Annotated in this window: 1 pseudogene; it reads left to right on the top strand. The window is 48.1% G+C overall.

Going from position 1 to position 243, the window contains the following annotated elements:
• Positions 1-243 (top strand): annotated as a pseudogene (locus RTW80_RS30500) (type IV secretion system protein VirB10); the annotation flags it as partial.

Here is a 243-nt window from a genome sequence, read left to right as displayed (position 1 = left end):
CTACAGGAACGGTAAAGCGTCAGACTGGGTTAAGCGATGATATTGACCCGTTTAATCAGAGCCAGAGGGATGACAGTAAGGACGCTGTAGAGCGCGACACTGGCAAGAATGAACAGGTAAAAGCTGAGGAAAAGCCACAAAACATGCTGCACAGTTACAGCCGCGCTCTTGATGTTGCCTATGGCGGTATTAGCGGCTCAGGAAGCAGTAATTCAGTAAATCAGTCTCAGGCAGAAACTAATG

The sequence above is a fragment of the Escherichia sp. AM3 genome (assembly GCF_032029835.1).
Taxonomy (GTDB): Bacteria; Pseudomonadota; Gammaproteobacteria; order Enterobacterales; family Enterobacteriaceae; genus Escherichia; species Escherichia coli.
Note: the sequence above shows the minus strand (reverse complement) of the source record. Positions and strands in the feature narration are given on the sequence as shown.